We start from the raw sequence: 22696 nt of genomic DNA on the forward strand, positions 1-22696 counted from the left end.
CGTATGTGTGTCGTCTCTCGCGCTGTACCGCCGCTATCGCCCGGAGTCTTTCGCCGAGGTCATCGGGCAGGAGCATGTCACCGACCCGCTGCAGCAGGCGCTGCGGAACAACCGGGTCAATCACGCGTACCTGTTCAGCGGGCCCCGCGGGTGCGGCAAGACGACCAGTGCGCGGATCCTCGCCAGGTGCCTGAACTGTGAGCAAGGTCCCACGCCGACCCCGTGCGGCGAGTGTGACTCGTGCCGTGACCTGGCGCGGAACGGACCCGGGTCCATCGACGTCATCGAGATCGACGCCGCGTCGCACGGTGGTGTGGACGACGCCCGTGACCTGCGGGAGAAGGCCTTCTTCGGGCCCGCCCGCAGCCGGTACAAGATCTACATCATCGACGAGGCCCACATGGTCACGCCGGCCGGCTTCAACGCCCTGCTGAAGGTCGTCGAGGAGCCTCCGGAGCATCTGAAGTTCATCTTCGCGACCACCGAGCCCGAGAAGGTCATCGGGACGATCCGGTCGAGGACCCATCACTACCCCTTCCGGCTCGTACCGCCCGGGACCCTTCGGGACTACCTCGGCGAGGTGTGCCAGAAGGAGGCCATCCCCGTCGAGGACGGCGTCCTGCCGCTCGTCGTGCGGTCCGGTGCCGGATCCGTGCGTGACTCCATGTCCGTCATGGACCAGCTGCTGGCCGGCGCCGGGGCGGACGGTGTGACGTATGCCATGGCGACGTCTCTCCTCGGTTACACCGACAGTTCGCTGCTCGACTCCGTCGTCGAGGCCTTCGCCACCGGTGACGGCGCCGCCGCCTTCGAGGTCGTCGACCGCATCATCGAGGGCGGCAACGACCCGCGGCGCTTCGTCGCCGACCTGCTGGAGCGGCTGCGGGACCTGGTGATTCTGGCCGCTGTGCCGGACGCGGCCGAGAAGGGGCTCATCGACGCCCCCGTCGACGTCGTCGAGCGCATGCAGGCCCAGGCCGGCATCTTCGGCGCCGCCGAGCTCAGCCGCGCCGCCGACCTCGTCAACCAAGGGCTGACGGAGATGCGTGGCGCCAACTCGCCCCGTCTCCAGCTCGAGCTCATCTGCGCGCGCGTGCTGCTGCCCGCCGCCTACGGCGACGAACGCTCGGTGATGGCCCGCCTGGACCGCGTCGAGCGGGGCGTGAACTTCTCCGGGGGCGGTGGCGCGCCTGCGGCGGCGTACGTCCCCGGGCCCGAGGCGCATGGGGGAGCGGCGCCGGTCGGTGTTCCTGCCGCCCAGCAGCCTTCCGACGGTGTGGCGATTCCGCCGGGGGGCGGGGCCGCGGCGGCCCGGGCCGCGGTGCGGGGTCCGGGGGCGGCAGGTGCGCAGGCTCCGGGAGCGGGGGCTTCGGGTGCTCCGGCCGCCGCTCAGGTTCCGGCTGCTGCCCCTCAGGCACCGACCCCGGCTCCGGCCCAGGCTCCTGTCGCGGCGGCGACCAGTGCGCCTCCGGCGCAGGACGCCCCCGCCGCTGCCGACGCGAGCACGCGGACGCCGCCCCCCGGCGCTTGGCCCACCGCCACGGCCGCCGGCAGCGGCCGGCGCCCGGGCGGCTGGCCCACCGCAGCGCCCGCGGGCAGCGGCGGCGGCAGTCGGCCTCCGGCGACGCCTGCCCCCGCGACGCCCGCCCCCGCCGCTCCGGCGACTGCAGCCCCGGCTGCGGCCGCCGCCTACGCGCCCCCTGCCGGTGGACTCGACCCCCGCATGCTCTGGCCGAACATCCTGGAGGCGGTGAAGAACCGCCGCCGGTTCACCTGGATCCTGCTCAGTCAGAACGCTCAGGTGGCCGGCTTCGACGGCACCACCCTCCAGCTCGGCTTCGTCAACGTCGGTGCCCGCGACAACTTCACGAGCAGCGGCAGCGAGGACGTACTGCGGCAGGCGCTGGCCGAGCAGTTCAACGTCCAGTGGAAGATCGAGGCGGTCGTCGACCCGTCCGGCGGCGGTTCGGCACCCTCGGTGACGGGCACGCCCGCCGGCTACGGAGGCGGTGGCGGCGCCTACGGAGGCGGTACCGGTGGGTACGGCGGTGGTGCTGGTGGCTACGGCGGTGGCGCCCCCGCCGCACAGCGCCCGGCACCCGCGCAGCCCGCACAGCCCGCGTCCTCCGCTCCGGCTCCCGCCAACCCGTCGGCCTACCCGGCCGCCACCCCCGCTCCCGCCCCCCAGTCCTCCGCCCCCGAGCCGCCCCCGGTCGCCCCCGAGGACGACATCCCCGAGGACGACGACCCCGACCTCGACGAGTCGGCCCTCTCCGGGCACGAACTGATCGTGCGGGAGCTCGGGGCGACGGTGGTGGAGGAGACCTTGAACGAGTAGTCCGCGAGCCCCGACTCCGACCCTGAGACCGACGCCGGGGTCTAACTCCGGGCCGAGCCCGACTCCGACCCTGAGGCCGACGCCGGGGCCTAGCCCGGGCCTAACCCCGACTCCGGGCCCGACTCCGGGCCGAGCCCGAGCCGACTCCGAACCCCCTCCACGTCCCCGACTTGGAGGAACCCACAACCACCCCACCCCCTCCGCCTCGGAAGCCCGCACAAAGCACCCCGGCCCGCGACCGTTAGGCTGAGCCCGTGAAGGTCCTCGTCATCGGCAGCGGCGCCCGCGAACACGCCCTGTGCCGCTCCCTGTCCCTCGACCCCGACGTCACGGCGCTGTACTGCGCCCCCGGCAATGCCGGCATCGCGGAGGTCGCCGAGCTGCACCAGGTCGACGCCCTGGACGGTGCGGCCGTATCCGCGCTGGCCACGGAGCTCGGCGCCGAACTGGTGGTCGTGGGCCCGGAGGCCCCGCTGGTCGCCGGCGTCGCGGACGCCGTCCGCGAGGCGGGTATCCCGGTCTTCGGCCCGTCCAAGGAGGCCGCGCAGCTCGAGGGCTCGAAGGCCTTCGCCAAGGAAGTGATGGCGGGTGCCGCCGTCCCCACGGCCCGGTCCTACGTCTGCACGACCGCCGACGAGGTGACCGAGGCCCTCGATGCCTTCGGCGCCCCGTACGTCGTCAAGGACGACGGGCTCGCGGCCGGCAAGGGCGTCGTCGTGACCTCCGACCTCGACGCGGCCAGGGCGCACGCGGCCGCCTGCGACCGCGTCGTCATCGAGGAGTTCCTCGACGGCCCCGAGGTGTCTCTCTTCGCGATCACCGACGGCGAGACGGTCGTCCCGCTCCAGCCCGCCCAGGACTTCAAGCGCGCGCTGGACGGCGACGAGGGTCCGAACACCGGCGGCATGGGCGCGTACTCCCCGCTGCCGTGGGCCGACCCGAAGCTGGTGGACGAGGTGCTGGAGACCGTTCTCCAGCCCACCGTCGACGAGATGCGCCGCCGCGGCACGCCGTTCTCCGGTCTGCTCTACGCGGGGCTCGCGATCACCAGCCGGGGCGTCCGGGTCATCGAGTTCAACGCCCGCTTCGGCGACCCCGAGACCCAGGTGGTCCTGGCCCGCCTGAAGACCCCGCTGGCCGGTGTCCTGCTGGCCTCGGCGAACGGCACCCTCCACGACCTGCCGCCGCTGCGCTGGAGCGACGACGCCTCCGTCACCGTGGTCGTCGCCTCGCACAACTACCCCGACACCCCGCGCACCGGCGACCCGATCACCGGCCTCGACGAGGTGGCCGCCCAGGACGCCCCCCACGCGTACGTCCTGCACGCGGGCACGAAGCATGACGGCGACGCCGTGGTCAGCGCGGGCGGCCGGGTGCTCTCGGTCACCGCGACCGGCAAGGACCTCTCCGAGGCCCGTGACCGCGCCTACCAGGCGGTCTCCCGCATCGGGCTCGACGGCTCCCAGCACCGTACGGACATCGCGGCGAAGGCGGCGGCGGGCGCGTAACCACTCCCGCCGGCCACCCCCGCTGACCACCCCTTTTTCATCACTTTTCCGTCAATCAGGCCCCGGAGGAATCCGGGGCCTGATCCTTGCTGTCCGTCATCCACCTCTGACCAAAGCCATTCCATCGAGTGACCGATGCCCTATCCGGCTGACGGGGGCCGGAGCCCCAACTAGGGTGCGGCGCAAGCGTTCGGGCACTTGGCCCACCGGCATTGCGATGTCGGTGGCGGGTGCCACAGTGGGGGAGTGAGCTTCACCAGGACAACCGGGAGAGCCGGGACAGCCAGGCCAGCGGGGAGGGGGTGAGTCCGGCCGTGACCGGGATCGGTGTGGAGGTGGGCGCGCAGGCCGCGCGCTCGAGGGCCCTGGCCGTGCTGCGCATCCGTGGCCGGGCACTGGCGGTCGCCCTGCTGCCGGCCGCTGTGGCGGTGATCCTGCTGGCCGGCGGTTCCACCGGGCATCTGGTGGGCCGGGGCTGGGATCTCGCCCGCTGGATCGTGACCCCCGTCGCGGTGCTTGTGCTGCTCGCCGCCGGCGTCATCGCGCTGGTGGTGGCCCGGGCCCGTCCCGCCGTCAGCCCGACGGTCCCGATCGCCGAGGAGTCGGCGCCCGATCTGTACCGGCTGGTGCGCGACCTCGCCGACCGCCTCGACGTCCCCGCGCCATCGGCCATAGCGCTCACCCCGGACTGCGACAGCTGGCTGGAGGACCGCACCCACCCGCCGCACGGCCCGCCCCCGCCGCCGGACGGCCACGACCGCGACGAGATGGCCACCCTGGGCAGGCCGCCCCGCCGCACCGCCGCCACCGTCCTCGTGATCGGCTCCCCCTTCCTGTGGTGGATGCGTGTCGGCGAACTGCGCGCGGTCCTCGCCCCGGTCGTCGCCGGTACGGGACCTTCGGCGCACCCGGACATAGCCGCTGCCCGTCGCTTCGTGCGGGGCCTGGACGCGGCGGTGGCCGTCGCCTCGACCCCGGGCCGCTGCCCGCTGTCCCGGGTGGTGTGCGCGGGCATCGGCTGGGTGGCCCGGCTGCTGCTGCGCGGCTGCCGGGAGCACGCGACGCTGATGGAGCGGGGCGTGGCGGCGGCCGCCGCCGAGCGTGCACAGGCTGTGGACTACGGACTCAGGATCGTCGCCCAGGAACAGGTGGGCCTGGCGTACGCGGGCTGGGACCGCCTGCTGACCCGGGTCGCGCTGCCCGCCTGGCGGATGGGCCGCTGGCCCTCCCGTCTGGACGCGGGGGTGGTGGCCGCTCTCACCGAGCTGTCCCGCCGCGATCGTCTCGCCGAGGGCTTCACCTCCCGGCTGGGCGAGCGCCCCGCCTGCGACCTGCTCGAAGAGCCCGGCCTGGTGGACGAGGCCGCCTCGCTGCTGGCCGCCCGTCTCTTCCACGGCGGCCCCGCCGAGCCCGGCCCGGACTGGGCCCCGGTGGACTGGCAGGAGTACCCGGACGAGGTCGTCGACCGCAAGTGGCGCACCGACGCCGCCCGCCTGCACCGTGTCCTGGACACGCTGGGCGTCCGCCGCTGCGCCGACCGCACCGTACCGCACCGCGACGGGCCCACCCTGGCCCGCGTACTCGACCACCTGGCGGCCCCGGACCCGACTCGCGCCACCAGCACCCCGAAACCCCCGCCGCAGCCCTACGAGGCGATGGCCGCCGAGGGCGACGAGGAGACACCGGGGGGCGGCACCGAGCGGAGCATGGCGCTCGCCTCCGGGCTCACCGCGGAACTGGCCCGCGAAGAGGCCGACACCCCGACGGCACGGAAGCCGCCCGCCGGTACCGCGGGCCAGGGTCCCGACATGGCCCTCTGGGACGACGGCGCCCTCCCGCTCTTCCCCCTCCAGCCCCCGCGCACCCCCCGCGAACTTCTCGCCGACCACGTCACCGCGATGGTCTGCTGTGCCGCGATGGACACCGCCGGCGCGATCCCCGGCCTCGACTGGCTCGACGGCCCCTCCCTCCTGATCGGCGGCGAACGCACGACCGACCTGACCCCGAGAGTCCTGAGCCTCATAGAGGACGGCAACCCGGCACCGCTGCGGACGTGGCTGGTGGAGTGCGGGATACGGCCGGAGAAGCCGGTACGGCTGGTCTGACGGCCGTTGACTTTCCTGTCGGAGCCCCCGGTTCCACTTTCGGCGAATTCGCAACGAATAGTGACAACATGCGTGCGTAATGTGATGTGCTGGGACCGAACGCGCACATGGCATGCGCTTGCGACATACGACAGCCGGGGGAGCGAGGGAGGGGAGCGGGCATGGGGTCGGAGCAGATCCGTCGCTGGGAGTCGGGAGCACTGGCGCACGCCGTGACGGACCCCTTCGGCCAGGGCCCCGTTCCCTGGCTCCGAGGCAGCGAGACGTACTTCGACGACACCGGCCACGTAGTCCCCTGGTACGTCGACCCGGCCCCGGGCCACGCGGCGCAGCAGGGCACCCCCCGGATCCCCGCCCCCCGCCCCGCCCCCGTCGGCGGCCCGCGCTCCGCCGACGACGTCCACCGCCAGATCAAGGGCTTCATCTCCACCGGAGCGGTCACCCCCGGCGAGGCCGTCGACTTCCATGTCACCGTCGACCCGCCCCAGGAATTCGCCGTCGACATCTACCGCATCGGCCACTACAGCGGTGACGGCGCGGCCAAGATCACCACCAGCCCCCGGCTGTCCGGCATCGTCCAGCCGCCCCCGCTCACCGCCGACCGCACGGTCTCCTGCCACCACTGGTGGCTGTCCTGGCGGCTCCAGATCCCGTCCCACTGGAGCATCGGCGCGTACGTCGCCGTCCTCACCACCGCCGACGGCTACCGCTCCCACATCCCGTTCACCGTCCGCGACCACCACCCCGCGGACCTGCTGCTGCTCCTGCCCGACATCACCTGGCAGGCCTACAACCTCTATCCGGAGGACGGCCACACCGGCGCCAGCCTCTACCACGCCTGGGACGAGCAGGGCCGCCTCCTCGGCGAGGCCGACGCCGCGACGACGGTCTCCTTCGACCGCCCGTACGCAGGCGCGGGCCTCCCGCTCCACGTCGGCCACGCCTACGACTTCATCCGCTGGGCCGAGCGCTACGGCTACGACCTCGCGTACGCCGACGCCCGCGACCTGCACGCCGGCCGCGTCGACCCCACCCGCTACCGCGGCCTGGTCTTCCCCGGCCACGACGAGTACTGGTCGACGGCCATGCGCCGCACCGTGGAACTCGCCCGGGAGCACGGCACCTCGCTCGTCTTCCTCTCCGCCAACACCATGTACTGGCAGGTGGAGCTGGCCCCCTCCCCGTCCGGTGTCCCCGACCGTCTGCTGACCTGCCGCAAGCGCAAGGGGCCGGGCAAGCCCTCGCTGTGGCGCGAGATCGACCGCCCCGAGCAGCAGCTGGTCGGCATCCAGTACGCGGGCCGGGTCCCCGAGCCCCACCCCCTGATCGTCCGCAACGCCGACCACTGGCTGTGGGACGCGACCGGCGCACACGAGGGCGACGAGCTCGACGGCTTGGTCGCGGGCGAGGCCGACCGCTACTTCCCGCGCACCCCGCTCCCCGACCACGACGAGCGCATCCTGCTCGCCCACTCCCCGTACACCGACAACGACGGCGCCCTCCGCCACCAGGAGACGTCCCTGTACCGCGCCCCCTCCGGCGCCCTGGTCTTCGCGTCGGGAACGTTCGCCTGGTCACCGGCCCTGGACCGCCCGGGCCACGTCGACCCCCGCGTCCAGCGAGCCACCGCCAACCTCCTGGACCGCATCTGCAAGCGCGGCTGACCCGCTGTCCGGCTCCGTCCCCGCATACGGGACAATCGAGCCACTTGGACAGAACCACGGGGAGGAACCGTGTCCGGATTCGTCGAAAAGCCCGAGCCGATCCAGGTTCCGGGTCTGGTACATCTGCACACCGGCAAGGTGCGCGACCTGTACCAGAACGAGGCGGGCGACCTCGTGATGGTTGCCAGCGACCGCATGTCCGCCTATGACTGGGTGCTGCCCACGGAGATCCCCGACAAGGGCCGCATCCTCACCCAGCTCTCTCTGTGGTGGTTCGACCAGCTCGCCGACCTGGCCCCCAACCATGTCCTGAGCACGGAACTGCCCGCCGGCGCCCCCACCGACTGGCGCGGCCGCACCCTGGTCTGCAAGTCCCTCCAGATGGTCCCGGTGGAGTGCGTGGCCCGCGGCTACCTCACCGGCTCGGGCCTGCTCGAGTACAACGAGTCCCGCACCGTCTGCGGCCTCGCCCTCCCCGAGGGTCTGGTCGACGGCTCGGAACTGCCCGCCCCGATCTTCACCCCGGCCACCAAGGCCGAGGTCGGCGAGCACGACGAGAACGTGTCGTACGAGGAGGTCGCCCGCCAGGTCGGCGCCGACACCGCCGCCCAGCTGCGCCAGGCGACCCTCGCCGTCTACGGCCGCGCCCGCGACATCGCCCGGGACCGCGGGATCATCCTGGCGGACACGAAGTTCGAGTTCGGCTTCGAGGGGGAGACCCTGGTCCTCGCGGACGAGGTCCTCACCCCGGACTCCTCCCGCTTCTGGCCGGCCGACCAGTGGCAGCCGGGCCGGGCGCAGCCGTCGTACGACAAGCAGTTCGTCCGGGACTGGCTGACCTCCGCCGAGTCCGGCTGGGACCGCCGGAGCGAGCAGCCCCCGCCTGCGCTGCCGCAGCACGTCGTGGACGCGACCCGCGCCAAGTACGTGGAGGCGTACGAGCGACTGACGGGTGTCAGCTGGTAAGGCCGGTGGAACCGGCAAAGAAAGAAGCCCCCCGGCCGGAGCCGGGGGGCTTTTCTCTGGAGCGGACGACGAGGCTCGAACTCGCGACCTCAACCTTGGCAAGGTTGCGCTCTACCAACTGAGCTACGTCCGCAGTGCGCCGTGGCGCGAGGCCAACTATACCCAACCTCGCTCGCGTGCGAGACGCACCGCGTGTGCCGGTTCTCCGCCCCTGGCTCGGAGACGGCCGACGACAGGTAGTTCCGTACGGTCCCCTGCGACAGCGCGGCCCGCTCGGCGATCTCCGCGACGGGCGCCCCGTCGGCCGCCAGTTCCAGCACCTCCGCCTCCCGCGAGGTCAGCGCCAAGTCCCTGGAGGTGATGGCGGCGGCGGCCAACTCGGGGTCGATGTAACAGTTTCCGGCGTGCGCGGTACGGATGATCTCGCGAGCCGCTGCGCGCTGACCGTCTTCGGGACGAATCCCCGCACACCTGCGGCAAGCGCCCGCTTCAGATGCCCGGGCCGCCCGTGTCTGGTGACGATCAGCACCTGGCAGGACGGAAGTTCGGCCCGCAGCGATGTGGCGACCCTCACATTGTCGGCGCCGGGCGTCCGGAGGTTCAGGACGGCGACGTCGGGTTCGTGTGCCCGGGCCATGGCCGGCGCCTCGGGCCCGGTGGCCACCTCGGCGACGATCGGCAGGTCGTCCTCCAGGGAGCGCGGCGCGGCGAGCGCGCCCCGGATGAGGTGCTCGTCGTCGGCGAACAGCAGCCGTACCGGAGTCGTCACGCCGTGACCTCGCTCACGGCTCCCGCGGTCGGGGGCACCTCCGCCACCAGCCGGAACCCGTCCCCGCCGACGGCCCCGCCTCCAGCGTCCCGTCCACCGCCCGCAGCCGCTCCCGCAGCCCCGCGAGTCCCGAGCCCCCGGCCCCGCCTTCCTCGGTGGCCGTCCCGTCGTTCTCCACCGTCAGCACCACCCGTTCCTCCAGCACCAGTAGGCGCACTGTGCACCGCCCGGTGTCCCCGTGTCGCAGCACGTTCGTTGTCGCCTACCGCACCACTCAGCCGAGCGCCGACTGCACCTCGGCGGGCAGCCCGGCCGTCTCCCCCGACACCTCGCACGCGATCCAGGCCGCTGTCAGCACCCCCTGTGCCCCCGCGAGTTCGACCCCCAGGTCGGCCTCGCGACAGCCGCGTACGACATCCCGCACCTCGCGCTGCGGCTCCTGCGCGATCCGCTGCACCTCGATCATCTGCTCCATGGCCTCGGGCCGCCCGTGCCGCGCCAACTGCACGGCCGGCTCGCTCTTCAGCGCGATCACGGCCAGGTTGCGCCCCATCACGTCGTGCAGATCCTGCCCGGACCGCAGCCGTTCCTCGGCGACGGCGAGCCGGGCGCGGGTCTCGCGGGCCGCGTCGAGTTCGTAGGCGGCGTTGAGCAGCCACACGGAGAAGACGGAGGTGAAGGCGACGAACCGCGGCCGTACGGCGGCCCGGCCGGCGTAGGGATCATGGCCCAGGACGCGGACCCGCCCCCCGGCCGGCCGTGTGAGCCCTTCCAAGAGTTCGACGGTCGGTGACCTCGATCACGTGCTCGTGTTCGTTGGTGTCCATATGGCAAATGTCAGAAGCGGGGGGAGAGGGAGGGGAGGCGAGGTGGGGCACGAAAAAACCCCGGTCGCGATGACCGGGGTTTCCGTGGAGCGGACGACGAGGCTCGAACTCGCGACCTCAACCTTGGCAAGGTTGCGCTCTACCAACTGAGCTACGTCCGCATTGCCTCCGACCGGCTTTCACCGATCGGCGCGAGCATCATCCTACCTGATCCACAAGAGTGGTGGTTGTGACCATGCTGCAGAGCGGGTGACAGGAATTGCACACTGCGCCTTCCCCCTGGAAGGGGGATGTTCTGCTACTGAACTACACCCGCATGTACTCCGTGAGGTGGGGCCTTTCGGCCTCGCCCCTCGGCGTGCTCCAGACTCTAGCTGACCAGGTGGGGTGCAGCGCAAGTCGGTTGTTCCGAGGGGCGAGTGACCGGCCGTCGGCCGAGGCCTCACTGAGCCTCGGCGAACGCCTCGTAGACCTTCTTGGGGATCCGCCCGCGCGCGGGGACGTCCATCTTGTTCGCCTGCGCCCAGGCCCGGACGGCCGCCGGGTCGGGGGCGACCTCCGTCTGCCGGTAGGCCTTGCCCGACTTCGACCGCTTACGGCCGGCGTCCACGTACGGGGCGAGCGCCTTGCGCAGTTTCCTGGCGTTGGCTTCATTCAGGTCGATCTCGTACGACTTGCCGTCGAGTCCGAAGGCGATCGTTTCCGCCGCTTCCGAGCCGTCGATGTCGTCAAAGAGAGTGACCACGACCTTCTGCGCCACGAATATCGGTCCCTTCGTGCGACATCTCTGCGATGACGTGCCAGGACGCCTCGGAGATGCCGACTGTCCGCCTGTTATTGGACAAAGTATCGGCTATTGCCAATTCATTTGTACAGTGCCCGGCATTGCAATGTGAAGCCCGACTAAATCTCCCTGCGTGTCCTGGCGCAATAGGTGCCGGGCGCAGATCCCGGATCTTTCCCGGAAATTTTCGTGAGGGCACCCCTCCGATGCGGGATCGTGATGGGCGTCACGTACTTTCCTACAACTCTACCCGCGTAGAAATTTTGTACGGGTAGTCTGAAGGAACCTGCTCAGCACCACACACCGGGAGTGCCAGTGGCACGCGTCGTAGTCGACGTCATGCTCAAGCCGGAGATCCTCGACCCCCAGGGCCAGGCGGTGCAGCGCGCACTGCCGCGGCTGGGTTTCGAAGGCATCTCCGACGTACGTCAGGGAAAGCGATTCGAACTGGAAGTTGACGGGCCGGTCGACGAGGCCGCCCTCGCCCGCATCCACGATCTTGCGGAATCCTTCCTCGCCAACACCGTGATCGAGGACTTCACCGTCAAGGTGGAGGAAGTCGCGGAGGCCGCGAAGTGACCGCTCGTATTGGCGTCGTCACTTTCCCGGGCAGCCTTGACGACCGGGACACCCAGCGCGCGATCCGCCTCGCGGGCGCCGAACCGGTTGCTCTCTGGCACAAGGACAAGGACCTTCATCAGGTCGACGCCGTGGTGCTGCCCGGCGGTTTCTCCTACGGCGACTATCTGCGCGCCGGGGCCATCTCCCGCTTCTCGCCGGTGATGGAGACCGTCATCGAGCAGGCAAAGGCCGGCCTTCCGGTCCTCGGCATCTGCAACGGCTTCCAGATCCTCACCGAGGCCCACCTGCTCCCGGGCGGGATGCTCGGCAACGACCACCTCCACTTCATCTGCCGCGACCAGAAGCTGCGGGTGGAGAACGCGGACACCGCCTGGACCGCCGACTACACGGCCGGCCAGGAGATCCACATCCCGCTGAAGAACATGGACGGCCGGTACGTCGCCGACGAGTACACGCTCGACAAGCTGGAGGCGGAGGGGCGGGTTGTCTTCCGGTACGTCGTCCGCGGCGAAGCCGCTGATGGATACGGCAACCCGAACGGCTCGCTCCGCGACATCGCCGGGATCACCAACGAGGCCGGCAACGTCGTAGGCCTCATGCCGCACCCGGAGCACGCCGTCGAGCCGCTCATCGGGTCCGGCCGCACCGACGGCCTCCCGTTCTTCACCTCGATCCTCAAGAAGCTGGTCAACGCATGAGCCGGACGCCTCTGGACACGGTCGAGCACGCGGCCGCGACCCCCGACGTCGAGCTGCCCTGGGCCGAACTCGGTCTGAAGAAGGACGAGTACGAGCGGGTCGTGGAGATCCTCGGCCGCCGGCCCACCGGTGCCGAGCTCGCCATGTACTCGGTCATGTGGTCCGAGCACTGCTCGTACAAGTCCTCGAAGGTCCACCTCCGCCAGTTCGGCGAGAAGGCCCCCCAGTCCGATGCGCTGCTCGTGGGCATCGGCGAGAACGCCGGTGTCGTCGACGTCGGCCAGGGCTACGCGGTCACCTTCAAGGTCGAGTCGCACAACCACCCGTCGTACGTCGAGCCCTACCAGGGCGCCGCGACCGGCGTCGGCGGCATCGTGCGCGACATCATCGCGATGGGCGCGCGCCCGGTCGCGGTCGTCGACCCGCTCCGCTTCGGTGCGGCCGATCACCCCGACACCAAGCGCGTCCTGCCCGGTGTCGTCGCCGGCATCGGCGGCTACGGCAACTGCCTCGGCCTGCCGAACATCGGCGGCGAGGTCGTCTTCGACGCCTGCTACCAGGGCAACCCGCTGGTCAACGCCGGTGCCATCGGTGTCATGCGGCACGAGGACATCCACCTCGCGAAGGCGTCCGGCACCGGCAACAAGGTCATCCTGTACGGGGCCCGCACGGGCGGCGACGGCATCGGCGGCGCCTCCATCCTGGCCTCCGAGACCTTCGACGACGCCAAGCCGTCCAAGCGTCCCGCCGTCCAGGTCGGCGACCCCTTCCAGGAGAAGCTCCTCATCGAGTGCACCCTGGAGGCCTTCAAGGAGAAGCTGGTCGTCGGCATCCAGGACCTGGGCGCGGCCGGTCTGTCCTGCGCCACGTCCGAGCTCGCCTCCAACGGCTCCGGCGGCATGCGCGTCATCCTGGACGACGTACCGCTGCGCGACTCGACCCTCTCGCCCGAGGAAATCCTCATGAGCGAGTCGCAGGAACGCATGTGCGCGGTCGTCGAGCCGGAGAAGGTCGACCGGTTCCTCGAGATCTGCGAGAAGTGGGACGTCATCGCCACCGTCATCGGCGAGGTGACCGACGGCGACCGCCTCGAGATCTACTGGCACGGCGGCAAGATCGTCGACGTCGACCCGCGGACCGTCGCCCATGAGGGCCCGGTCTACGAGCGTCCGTACGCCCGCCCGTCCTGGCAGGACGAGCTCCAGGCCGACGACGCGAACAAGCTGCCCCGGCCGGCGACGAGCGACGAGCTGAAGGACCAGGTCCTGAAGCTGGTGGCCTCCCCGAACCAGGCTTCCAAGAAGTGGATCACCTCCCAGTACGACCACTTCGTGCAGGGCAACACGGTTCTCGCCCAGCCCGAGGACTCCGGGATGATCCGCATCGACGAGGAGAGCGGGCTCGGCGTCGCCATCGCGACCGACGGCAACGGCCGGTACGCGAAGCTCGACCCGTACGCGGGCGCGCAGCTGGCCCTGTCGGAGGCGTACCGCAACGTCGCCACCACCGGCGCCAAGCCCCTTGCGGTCTCCGACTGCCTGAACTTCGGCTCGCCCGAGGACCCGGCCGTCATGTGGCAGTTCGCGGAGGCCATCCGTGGTCTCGCCGACGCCTGCCAGCAGCTGGGCACCCCGGTGACCGGCGGCAACGTCTCGCTCTACAACCAGACGGGCGAGGCGGCCATCCACCCCACGCCGGTCGTGGCCGTGCTGGGCGTCATCGACGACGTCGCCCGCCGCACGCCCGTCGCCTTCCAGGAAGAGGGCCAGCTGCTCTACCTCCTCGGCGACACCCGCGAGGAGTTCGGCGGGTCGGCCTGGTCGCAGGTCGTCCACGACCACCTCGGCGGGCTGCCGCCCAAGGTCGACCTGGAGCGCGAGCGCCTGCTCGGCGAGATCCTGATCGCCGCCTCCCGCGACGGAATGATCGACGCCGCGCACGACCTGTCCGACGGCGGTCTGATCCAGGCCGTGGTCGAGTCGGCGCTGCTCGGCGGCAAGGGCGCGCGTCTGGTGGTACCGGACGGGCTCGACGCCTTCACCTTCCTCTTCTCGGAGTCGGCGGGCCGTGCGGTCGTCGCCGTTCCGCGCTCGGAGGAGGTCCGCTTCAACGACATGTGCGGGGCGCGGGGCCTGCCGGTGGCTCGCATCGGTGTCGTGGACGGTGACTCGGTGGAGATCCAGGGCGAGTTCAGCCTCGGCCTGGAGGAGCTGCGCGAGGCGCACGAGGGGACGATCCCGGCGCTGCTGGCGTAGTCGGTCGAATACGACGTCGAATACGACGACGAAGGTCCCGCCCGTGTGCAACGGGCGGGACCTTCTCGGCTCATCGGACGTAGTTCTTGAGGATCTCCGTGTCGAGCTCGATACCGATCGGGTCCGGGACGAGCACCTTCTCGCCGAACTTCGCGGTCTGGACGGTGCGGTAGCCACCGATCTGCCGGTCTGGGCCGCTGTGCACCGTGACTGTGCAGGAGTCCCGGTCGATCAAGAGGTACAGGGGGATCCCGGACTGGCCGTACGCGGTCGGCTTCTCGTGCCGGTCCCGTCGGTCGGTGTCCGAGTCGTACGAGGTGACCTCGACGACCATGAGCGCCCCGTCCGGGTCGGCCCACTCACCGTGTCCCGCGAAGTGGGCCTCGGGCGCGAGCACCGCATCCGGTTTCACCCGTCCCTCTCGGTACGCCTCCACCCGGAGCCCTCGGCCCTGATACAGGTCCAGGTCGGGCCTGGTCTGCATACAGCGCCGGGCCAGCCAGGTCACGATGGTGTCGTGGTCTCCGTCTGCCACCTTCTTGACCCCGATCCGTCCGTTGATGAACTCCAACGTGACGGTCTCGGGAGCGGCGGAGGCGATCGTTTCGAACTCCTCCACCGACATCTGAGACGTGCGCTCGGCCATAACCGTCATGTTGCACCCCCTTCCAGGCAAAGGCCAGTGTCGCCAGGTCCCGGCGGCGCTGGGTGGGTTTCGCCGCCGATCACACTCACGGGTGATTGCCTCTGATTGCCACAGATGACGTACGGCCACGGGCCTCCTAACCCGGTCCCCCTGAAGGGTGGTGGGGCAGCGGGTGGGGGCGATGGTGGCGGATCGGCCTGCACGGCGATCCGATCTCCTACCAGCTGCGCAAACTGGTCGTGGAGACGCCCGCCCTGATGGAGCGCGCCTTCCTCGCCATGCAGAAGGGCGCCCGGGGAATGGCCGCCCTGCTTGCCGAGGAGACCGGCGACCTGATGCTCGCCACCATCGCCGCCGCCAACCTGAGCTCCGCCCGCAACGTCCTCGTCGAGGTACACCATCGCCGGCTCGCCGAGGGCGAGGACATCGACGCCATCGCCGCCGACGCCCCGGAACGCGTCCGCGCCGCCTTCGACCTGGTCGAAAACGGGCTGAGGGGCTACGCCGTCAAGGCATAGGCTCGCGCCCATGCCTCCGGCCAAGAAGCGCACCAGGACGTACGACCCTGACAGGATCCGTACGGCGGCCCTCGCCCAGTTCGCGAACGTGCGGGACGCCGTCCGCACCCTCACCCCCGAGCAGTTCGCGCTCCCCACCCGGCTCGGCGAGTGGACCGTACGGGACCTCGTCGCCCACCTCGGCATGGCGGTCACGGCCGTCCACCGGGCCCTGGACCAGCCCGAGCCGGCCACGGCGGACGCGACCCCGCTCGACTGGCCCTTCAGGACCGCCGCCAACTCCTCGGCCATCGCCGACTTCACCCAGCGGCTCGCCGCCGACCATCCCGACCTCGACGCCTACCTCGCCGACGTCGACGACAGCCTCCGCACCCTCCTCGCCGCACACCCCGGCACCCGGCTGCTCGCCACCAGCGCCGGCGCGATGTCCCTCGACGACTACCTCGTCACCCGTACCGTCGAGCTGGTCGTCCACACCGACGACCTCGACGCGGCCGTCCCGGGACTCGACATCCCCTACGACCGGCAGGCCCTGGCCGCCTGCACGCGGCTGCTCGCCGACGCGCTCGCCGTCAAAGCGCCCGGCGGCTCCACCGAGGTGCGCGTGCCGCCGTACGCCGTGGTGCAGTGCGTGGCAGGCCCCCGGCACACCCGCGGCACCCCGCCCAATGTCGTCGAGACCGACCCCCTGACCTGGATCCGGCTGGCGACCGGGCGGGTGGCGTGGAAGGACGCGGTCGACGAGGCGAAGGTCAGCGCGAGCGGGGAGCGGGCGGACCTCGGGGGACTACTGCCGCTGATGGCATAGCGGTAACCGGCCCGGTCCACCACCGGAAGATGTGCGACGCCTCACTCGGGCATACGGAAACGGGCGCCGCCGAGGCCCCCGGGCGGCCCTGTCGGTCACCGACCGGATCGCCGCACCCCCACGCTGACCAGCTAAAACGGCGCAACCCTACAAGCGGTCGCGGATGAGTGATCCATGAGCGCCGGGTATCCCCAATTCGGACCAGTGGTCGATCTCGCCTACACTCGGTGGCGTGCCACGTGGTGACGGTCGACTCAGTCATGATCTGCTCCCCGGTGAGAAAGGCCCCCAGGACGCTTGCGGCGTCTTCGGTGTCTGGGCTCCCGGCGAAGAGGTCGCCAAGCTCACTTACTTCGGGCTCTACGCCCTCCAGCATCGGGGTCAGGAATCCGCGGGAATCGCGGTCAGTAACGGCTCCCAGATCCTCGTCTTCAAGGACATGGGCCTCGTCTCCCAGGTCTTCGACGAGACCTCGCTCGGTTCGCTCCAGGGTCATATCGCGGTCGGACACGCCCGCTACTCGACCACCGGCGCCTCCGTGTGGGAGAACGCCCAGCCGACGTTCCGCGCCACCGCGCACGGCTCCATCGCGCTCGGTCACAACGGCAACCTGGTGAACACGGCGCAGCTCGCCGAAATGGTCGCCGACCTGCCGAAGGACACCAACGGCCGCTCCACCCGCGTGGCCGCCACCAACGACACCGACCTGCTCACCGCGCTCCTCGCGGCCCAGGTCGACGCCGACGGCAAGCCGCTGACCATCGAGGAGGCCGCCCACGCGGTCCTCCCGAAGGTCAAGGGCGCCTTCAGCCTCGTCTTCATGGACGAGCACACCCTCTACGCCGCCCGCGACCCGCAGGGCATCCGCCCGCTGGTCCTCGGCCGCCTGGAGCGCGGCTGGGTCGTCGCCTCCGAGTCCGCCGCCCTGGACATCTGCGGCGCCGCTTACGTCCGCGAGATCGAGCCGGGCGAGTTCGTGGCGATCGACGAGAACGGCCTGCGCACCTCCCGATTCGCGGAAGCGAAGCCCAAGGGCTGCGTCTTCGAGTACGTGTACCTGGCCCGCCCGGACACCGACATCGCCGGCCGCAACGTCTACCTCTCCCGGGTCGAGATGGGCCGCCGGCTGGCGAAGGAAGCCCCGGCCGAGGCGGATCTCGTCATAGCGACCCCGGAGTCCGGCACTCCGGCCGCCATCGGCTACGCGGAGGCCTCCGGGATCCCCTTCGGCGCCGGCCTGGTCAAGAACGCGTACGTCGGCCGGACCTTCATCCAGCCGTCGCAGACCATCCGCCAGCTGGGCATCCGCCTGAAGCTGAACCCCCTCAAGGAAGTCATCAAGGGCAAGCGTCTGGTCGTCGTCGACGACTCGATCGTGCGCGGCAACACCCAGCGCGCCCTGGTCCGCATGCTCCGCGAGGCGGGCGCGGCCGAGGTCCACATCCGGATCTCGTCCCCGCCCGTGAAGTGGCCCTGCTTCTTCGGCATCGACTTCGCCACCCGCGCCGAGCTCATCGCCAACGGCATGACCATCGAAGAGATCGGCACCTCGCTGGGCGCCGACTCCCTGGCGTACATCTCCATCGACGGCATGATCGAGGCGACCACCATCGCCAAGCCGAACCTCTGCCGCGCCTGCTTCGACGGCGAGTACCCGATGGATCTCCCGGACCCCGAACTGCTCGGCAAGCAGCTCCTGGAGACCGAGCTGGCCGCCGGACCGGCCGCCACGGCCGCGACCGACGCGATCCGTCGCCCGTAGAGCTCGTCATACCTGCCGTACGACACGAAAGTTCTCACCGCCATGTCTGAGACAACTGGTGCCAGCTACGCAGCCGCGGGCGTCGACATCGAAGCGGGCGACCGCGCCGTAGAGCTGATGAAGGAGTGGGTGAAGAAGGCCCAGCGCCCCGAGGTCCTCGGTGGCATCGGCGGCTTCGCCGGCCTCTTCGACGCCTCCGCCCTCAAGCGCTACGAGCGTCCGCTGCTCGCCTCCGCCACGGACGGCGTCGGCACGAAGGTCGACATCGCCCGGCAGCTGGGCGTGTACGACACCATCGGCCACGACCTGGTCGCGATGGTCATGGACGACATCGTCGTGTGTGGCGCCGAGCCGCTGTTCATGACCGACTACATCTGCGTCGGCAAGGTCCACCCCGAGCGGGTGGCCGCCATCGTCAAGGGCATCGCCGAGGGCTGTGTGCTGGCCGGCTGCGCCCTGGTGGGCGGTGAGACGGCCGAACACCCCGGCCTGCTGGGCGCGGACGACTTCGACGTCGCCGGCGCCGGTACGGGCGTTGTGGAGGCCGACCGGCTGCTCGGCGCGGACCGCATCCGCGAGGGTGACGCCGTGATCGCCATGGCGGCGTCCGGGCTTCACTCGAACGGGTACTCGCTCGTCCGGCACGTCCTGCTGAACCAGGCGGGCCTGTCGCTGGACGCGCGGATCGAGGAGCTCGGCCGCACGCTGGGCGAGGAGCTCCTGGAGCCCACCAAGATCTACTCGCTGGACTGCCTGGCCCTGACCCGCACCGTCGACGTGCACGCCTTCTCGCACGTCACGGGCGGCGGACTCGCCGCCAACCTGGCCCGCGTCATCCCGGACGGCCTGCACGCGATCGTCGACCGCTCCACCTGGACGCCGGCGCCGATCTTCGACCTCGTCGGGAAGACCGGCGACGTCGAGCGCCTGGAGCTGGAGAAGACCCTGAACATGGGCGTCGGCATGATCGCGATCGTGCCCGAGGAGTCGGCCGACGTGGCCCTGGCGACGCTGGCCGACCGTGGGGTCGAGGCCTGGGTCGCCGGTGAGATCACGGACCGGGGCGACCACGCGACGGGCGCCGAGCTGGTCGGCGACTACGCGGCCTGAGGCACGGCGGTCCGCGCGACGGCGGTCCGAGCGACGGCAGACCAAGAGACGTGGGTCCGAGACACGGAAGTCCCGGACCCACGGCAGCCCAGATGCGACAGCCCCAGAGACGACAGCGCGAAACCCGGTCCGGCGCTGATGCCCCGGACCGGGTGAAGTGCAGTTGCTACGGGAGCCGCGGAAACTGCAGGAGGCGCTGCTGCGTCAAGCGCCGCGACGTTGTTGCGACGAAGGACCGGACTCGTCGTCCTCGTCCTCATCGTCGTCGTTGTACAGATCCGCGTACTGCGCGTACGGGTCGTCTTCTTCGTCGTCGTCCTCGAACGGCTCGCCGTTCGGCGGCTGGCTCGAAGTCGATGCGCCCAGCTCGCTGGCCAGACGCGACAGGTCAGTCCCACCGCTGTTGTACTTCAGCTGGCGGGCGACCTTCGTCTGCTTGGCCTTGGCCCGGCCGCGCCCCATGGCTCGACCCCCTCGGTGACGGGGCTCGACGGCCCCAGAGTCTGACACGCGTTCATGATCCGGAACGGACTCTCCGTAGAGAGGCCGGTCCGTAGGGCTTCCACGGTACCTGAGCCCGCGCCCATACGGTACGTCGCCCGCAGGAAGCGCGTGTGCGCAGGACCTTCGAGGCGCCCTGTCCTCGCTGGTCAGTGGCGATTTTAACCACTTATCCGAGCACGACCCGCCGGTGGACGTGAGAGTTCTCTCGAAGTTCCCGCCGACGGGTACCGCTCGAACCCGTGAGCACACTCTCAGTGTGCCCCCGCGTCAGTGTGCTGAACGTGCCTCGGCCATCCGCTGCTCGGCGATCCGGTCGGCCGCGGCGGCCGGCGGAATCCCGTCCGCCTTCGCACGTGCGAAGATGGCCAGCGTGGTGTCGAAGATCTTCGCGGCCTTCGCCTTGCACCGCTCGAAGTCAAAACCGTGCAGCTCGTCGGCGACCTGGATGACCCCGCCGGCGTTCACCACGTAGTCCGGCGCGTAGAGGATCCCGCGGTCGGCGAGGTCCTTCTCCACACCCGGGTGGGCGAGCTGGTTGTTGGCCGCACCGCAGACGATCCTGGCGGTCAGCGCCGGCACGGTGGCGTCGTTCAGCGCCCCGCCGAGCGCGCAGGGGGCGTAGATGTCGAGGCCCTCGATCCGGATCAGCGCGTCGGTGTCGGCCACGGCGGACACGCCCTCCGGGTGCCTGTCGAGGATCCGCTGTACGGCGTCCGCGCGCACGTCCGTGATCACGACCTGGGCGCCCTCCGCCCGCAGGTGCTCCACCAGGTGGTGCCCGACCTTGCCGACGCCCGCGATGCCGACCGTGCGGTCGCGCAGCGAGGGGTCGCCCCACAGGTGCTGGGCGGAGGCCCGCATGCCCTGGTAGACCCCGAAGGCGGTCAGGACCGACGAGTCGCCGGCGCCGCCCTTTTCGGGGGAGCGCCCGGTGGTCCAGCGGCACTCGCGCGCGATGACGTCCATGTCGGCGACGTACGTGCCGACGTCGCAGGCGGTGACGTACCGGCCGCCGAGCGAGGCGACGAAACGGCCGTAGGCGAGGAGCAGCTCCTCCGTCTTGATCCTGTCGGGGTCACCGATGATCACGGCCTTGCCGCCGCCGTGGTCCAAGCCGGCCATGGCGTTCTTGTACGACATCCCGCGCGCGAGGTTCAGGGCGTCGGCGACGGCCTCCGCCTCGGTCGCGTACGGGTAGAAGCGCGTACCACCGAGGGCGGGGCCCAGGGCGGTGGAGTGGATGGCGATGACGGCCTTGAGGCCGCTGGCGCGGTCCTGGCAGAGCACGACTTGCTCATGACCCCCCTGGTCCGAGTGGAACAGGGTGTGCAGTACATCAGCATGCGCGCCGGTTACATCGGTCACTGTGGTGACTCCTGGGTAAGTAGCGGCGGTCGGAGACCAGCTCCCGTACAGGTGGCGGGCGCTGTGGCATGAGGGTAGAGCCTGCCCGTGCCCGCCGGCCGCGCAGTGCTGAGGATCACCTACCCCCGGAGTACGGCCGTGCGACCATTTGCATAGTTTTCCCGCGTGTTTGTGTGCGAGTTCCGCAGGTTTCCCGGTCGGTCCGTGGGGGATGGAGCAGGCGTGCCCAAGGTGTCCTCGGTGATCGTCCCGTACGCGAGCTATCTACGCGTCTACGAACCGCTGGCCGCCTTCCCGGAACCGGAGCGAAGTCACTGGGCGCGCTACGCCCGGCGTGCGGAGCGCCCTTCCTACCAGGACGAGTTGCGCCGCTCGCTGGCCGACCTGCTGCCCACCCCGCCGATCCCGGTGCCGGTGCACGAGAGCGGGGACGGGTTCGTGCTCGACGTGGAGGGAGTGCTCTGCGTCTGCCCCTGGCGCACCCGGCTGCGCGGCTGGCAGGCGCTGGAGGAGCTGCCCGAGGAGTTGCCGAGGACGGTCCTGGACGCCGTGCTCCCGCCGCTCGTGCGCGGCCAGGCCGCCCAGGACTACGAGCGCTGGCTCGCCCGCAACCCCGACGCCCGCCCCTGGATCCGCACGGCGACCTGGCAGGTGCCGCTGAGCTGGTTCGTGCTCGTCTCCGACGAGGAGCGGGAGTACGACAAGGGGGCCGGCGCCGCCGAGGACGAGTCGCCCGTGCTGCGTTACCGCACGCCGATGGTGCAGGCGCGGCGCCGGGTGGCACGGGGACTGCGCGCCCTCAAGGAGGGCATGGACGAGGGGCCGCTCATCGACGGGCTGGTGGACGTGGGGCGCTGGTTGGAGGAGTTCCATCCGCGCTCGCTGGTGGAGCTGGACTACGGCGGGCTGGTGCACGTCCTGCCGGCCGGCGAGCTGGAGGGCGACCACTCGGCGGCGGACGTGGCCGAGGGGATCGAGGCGCTGCGGCGTGGCGACGGGGCCGCGGCGGGCGAGGCGTACGTCCGGCTCGTGGAGCGGTGGCGGTCGGTACGGGACCGGCGTTCGGCGAACTGACGATGTGACAGGCGTTACGCGGGTGACGTACGTCACGGCCCGAGAGCGCTGCGAACGACGTACGGTCTACCGGACTTCGAGGAACTGACGGGACGTAGGTCCCGATCCGGGCGTTTGTGTCAAGCGTGACAGATCGCACGTACCCGTCTCTTGCATCCCTTGCCCCTCCTCGTGCCAAAATAGGACAAGGAGTCCGGGGAGGGCTCCGTCTGTCCAACTGTGCTCCACTGTGGGCGGATTCTCGGTATTGCGTGCTTTAGGGGGTCTGGTGACTCCTGATCGCCACTGTGACTGATCGTCACAGTGGCGTGACTGTCCGCTATGGCATGGTCCATCGGCTTCCGTCGCTGATGAACACCTGGGAGGGCAATTCCATCGGTTTGGCCGACGCGGCTGGACAGATGGTGTAGTTG

Annotated in this window: 17 protein-coding genes, 3 tRNA genes and 2 pseudogenes; 13 read left to right on the forward strand and 9 right to left on the reverse strand. The window is 70.8% G+C overall.

What is annotated here, in order from left to right; translation table 11 throughout:
• The first annotated feature begins 7 nt into the window (after nucleotides 1-7).
• The 5 genes from ABT114_RS07025 to ABT114_RS07045 all read left to right on the forward strand — a co-directional run bounded on the left by ABT114_RS07025 (nucleotide 8) and on the right by ABT114_RS07045 (nucleotide 8581).
• Entirely contained in the window at nucleotides 8-2338 is a 2331-nt protein-coding gene (locus ABT114_RS07025; RefSeq protein WP_351139392.1) for a DNA polymerase III subunit gamma and tau, read from the forward strand.
• Nucleotides 2339-2592: 254 nt separating this feature from the next.
• Nucleotides 2593-3846, forward strand: coding sequence for a phosphoribosylamine--glycine ligase (gene purD / locus ABT114_RS07030; RefSeq protein WP_351139394.1), 1254 nt, complete (start codon nucleotides 2593-2595; stop codon nucleotides 3844-3846).
• A gap of 314 nt (nucleotides 3847-4160) precedes the next feature.
• Nucleotides 4161-5951: a hypothetical protein gene (locus tag ABT114_RS07035; RefSeq protein ID WP_351139396.1), complete on the forward strand. Its 1791-nt coding sequence runs from the start codon at nucleotides 4161-4163 to the stop codon at nucleotides 5949-5951.
• A 161-nt stretch (nucleotides 5952-6112) separates the two neighbouring features.
• Complete coding sequence (locus tag ABT114_RS07040) at nucleotides 6113-7615, forward strand: N,N-dimethylformamidase beta subunit family domain-containing protein (RefSeq protein WP_351139398.1); 1503 nt, start codon at nucleotides 6113-6115, stop codon at nucleotides 7613-7615.
• A gap of 69 nt (nucleotides 7616-7684) precedes the next feature.
• Nucleotides 7685-8581 (forward strand): phosphoribosylaminoimidazolesuccinocarboxamide synthase, encoded by an 897-nt coding sequence (locus ABT114_RS07045; protein ID WP_351139400.1) that lies wholly within the window; start codon nucleotides 7685-7687, stop codon nucleotides 8579-8581.
• Between the two features lie 57 nt (nucleotides 8582-8638).
• Here ABT114_RS07045 and ABT114_RS07050 read toward each other — a convergent pair.
• The 6 genes and pseudogenes from ABT114_RS07050 to ABT114_RS07075 all read right to left on the reverse strand — a co-directional run bounded on the left by ABT114_RS07050 (nucleotide 8639) and on the right by ABT114_RS07075 (nucleotide 10937).
• Nucleotides 8639-8714, reverse strand: a tRNA-Gly gene (locus tag ABT114_RS07050).
• A gap of 23 nt (nucleotides 8715-8737) precedes the next feature.
• Nucleotides 8738-9350 (reverse strand): annotated as a pseudogene (locus tag ABT114_RS07055) (response regulator).
• A pseudogene (locus ABT114_RS07060) lies at nucleotides 9347-10038 on the reverse strand (sensor histidine kinase); the annotation flags it as partial. The pseudogenes ABT114_RS07060 and ABT114_RS07055, both read right to left, overlap by 4 nt.
• A gap of 224 nt (nucleotides 10039-10262) precedes the next feature.
• Nucleotides 10263-10338 (reverse strand) — tRNA-Gly (locus tag ABT114_RS07065).
• A gap of 83 nt (nucleotides 10339-10421) precedes the next feature.
• Nucleotides 10422-10493, reverse strand: a tRNA-Gly gene (locus tag ABT114_RS07070).
• Nucleotides 10494-10619: 126 nt separating this feature from the next.
• Nucleotides 10620-10937: a histone-like nucleoid-structuring protein Lsr2 gene (locus ABT114_RS07075; RefSeq protein ID WP_351139402.1), complete on the reverse strand. Its 318-nt coding sequence runs from the start codon at nucleotides 10935-10937 to the stop codon at nucleotides 10620-10622.
• Nucleotides 10938-11276: 339 nt separating this feature from the next.
• Between ABT114_RS07075 and purS the strand changes: the two genes are divergently transcribed.
• From purS to purL, 3 genes are read left to right on the forward strand one after another with little or no spacing between them, the layout of a single operon-like run.
• A complete protein-coding gene (gene purS / locus ABT114_RS07080; protein WP_015659417.1) occupies nucleotides 11277-11540 on the forward strand; it encodes a phosphoribosylformylglycinamidine synthase subunit PurS in 264 nt (87 codons plus the stop codon).
• The gene (gene purQ, locus ABT114_RS07085) at nucleotides 11537-12241 is read left to right on the forward strand and encodes a phosphoribosylformylglycinamidine synthase subunit PurQ (protein ID WP_351139405.1); all 705 of its coding nucleotides are present in this window, start codon (nucleotides 11537-11539) and stop codon (nucleotides 12239-12241) included. The genes purS and purQ overlap by 4 nt, the downstream gene beginning before the upstream one ends.
• On the forward strand, nucleotides 12238-14496 hold the full coding sequence (purL, locus tag ABT114_RS07090) for a phosphoribosylformylglycinamidine synthase subunit PurL (RefSeq protein WP_351139407.1): 2259 nt from the start codon (nucleotides 12238-12240) through the stop codon (nucleotides 14494-14496). The genes purQ and purL overlap by 4 nt, the downstream gene beginning before the upstream one ends.
• Nucleotides 14497-14566: 70 nt before the next feature.
• Here the strand turns inward: purL and ABT114_RS07095 are convergent, their stop codons facing one another.
• Complete coding sequence (locus tag ABT114_RS07095; RefSeq protein ID WP_351139409.1) at nucleotides 14567-15151, reverse strand: Uma2 family endonuclease; 585 nt, start codon at nucleotides 15149-15151, stop codon at nucleotides 14567-14569.
• Nucleotides 15152-15381: 230 nt separating this feature from the next.
• On the opposite strand from ABT114_RS07095, the gene ABT114_RS07100 reads away from it, so the two are divergent.
• The 4 genes from ABT114_RS07100 to purM all read left to right on the forward strand — a co-directional run bounded on the left by ABT114_RS07100 (nucleotide 15382) and on the right by purM (nucleotide 19340).
• Entirely contained in the window at nucleotides 15382-15660 is a 279-nt protein-coding gene (locus ABT114_RS07100) for a hypothetical protein (protein WP_351139411.1), read from the forward strand.
• A 10-nt stretch (nucleotides 15661-15670) separates the two neighbouring features.
• Nucleotides 15671-16468, forward strand: coding sequence for a maleylpyruvate isomerase family mycothiol-dependent enzyme (locus ABT114_RS07105; RefSeq protein ID WP_351139413.1), 798 nt, complete (start codon nucleotides 15671-15673; stop codon nucleotides 16466-16468).
• 232 nt (nucleotides 16469-16700) lie between these two features.
• Nucleotides 16701-18230, forward strand: a complete 1530-nt coding sequence (gene purF / locus ABT114_RS07110) for an amidophosphoribosyltransferase (RefSeq protein ID WP_351139415.1) — start codon at nucleotides 16701-16703, stop codon at nucleotides 18228-18230.
• A 42-nt stretch (nucleotides 18231-18272) separates the two neighbouring features.
• Complete coding sequence (gene purM / locus ABT114_RS07115) at nucleotides 18273-19340, forward strand: phosphoribosylformylglycinamidine cyclo-ligase (RefSeq protein WP_351139417.1); 1068 nt, start codon at nucleotides 18273-18275, stop codon at nucleotides 19338-19340.
• A 204-nt stretch (nucleotides 19341-19544) separates the two neighbouring features.
• Here the strand turns inward: purM and ABT114_RS07120 are convergent, their stop codons facing one another.
• Nucleotides 19545-19802, reverse strand: coding sequence for a DUF3073 domain-containing protein (locus tag ABT114_RS07120; protein ID WP_351139419.1), 258 nt, complete (start codon nucleotides 19800-19802; stop codon nucleotides 19545-19547).
• A 309-nt stretch (nucleotides 19803-20111) separates the two neighbouring features.
• On the reverse strand, nucleotides 20112-21209 hold the full coding sequence (locus ABT114_RS07125; RefSeq protein WP_351139422.1) for a Leu/Phe/Val dehydrogenase: 1098 nt from the start codon (nucleotides 21207-21209) through the stop codon (nucleotides 20112-20114).
• Between the two features lie 222 nt (nucleotides 21210-21431).
• Between ABT114_RS07125 and ABT114_RS07130 the strand changes: the two genes are divergently transcribed.
• Nucleotides 21432-22283, forward strand: coding sequence for a DUF8083 family protein (locus ABT114_RS07130; RefSeq protein WP_351139424.1), 852 nt, complete (start codon nucleotides 21432-21434; stop codon nucleotides 22281-22283).
• Nucleotides 22284-22696 lie beyond the last annotated feature (413 nt).

It is taken from the genome of Streptomyces sp. NPDC002088, from assembly GCF_040296605.1.
GTDB lineage: Bacteria > Actinomycetota > Actinomycetes > Streptomycetales > Streptomycetaceae > Streptomyces.